The 552-nt window shown below is 35.9% G+C and carries 1 protein-coding gene; it reads left to right on the plus strand.

What is annotated here, in order from left to right:
* Positions 1–87: 87 nt before the first annotated feature.
* Entirely contained in the window at positions 88–540 is a 453-nt protein-coding gene (locus tag PAECUDRAFT_RS25830; RefSeq protein ID WP_006040819.1) for a hypothetical protein, read from the plus strand.
* Positions 541–552: the final 12 nt, after the last annotated feature.

Here is a 552-nt window from a genome sequence, read left to right on the forward strand (position 1 = left end):
TAAGGGAAACGAAGAGACAGTTGAAGAAGTGGTTGTTGTTGATTTAAACAATCGGAATCTATTATCCAAGGATATGCTAGAAAAACCTTGAATAAGCTGCTGGAGATTAGTAAACCTTGCAAAAATTGTACAGACAATAGCTGCACAGCTTCAACAAATTTAGTAAAGCTAAAGCACTCAGTTGTGCAACAGCGATTATTTCTGTTATTGAAAACTTGGGAGCATAGGGCTTCATGTTGTAATGAGAGATATCTTAGGCTTTTTGCGTATGTCATCACATCAGGTAAAAAGTGCATAATTAGAAAAAATGAAGACTCTAATGAAAATGATTATTACAATCTAATATTTAATGGCTCTAACGAATTGTTTACTGCTTTAGCCATATTTGATCCGTATCATTATTCTCATCCAGAGATTGATGAACGTCTATGGAACGGAACCCTCACAGATGGATGGCTATTCCAGGATGAATATGATTCCCCTGAGTATTCAGAAGAACCTTTAGAAGCCTTTAAAGCCTTGAAGAGAAGGTTTATTTGAAAATGAGCGTGG

The sequence above is a fragment of the Paenibacillus curdlanolyticus YK9 genome (assembly GCF_000179615.1).
GTDB lineage: Bacteria > Bacillota > Bacilli > Paenibacillales > Paenibacillaceae > Paenibacillus_T > Paenibacillus_T curdlanolyticus.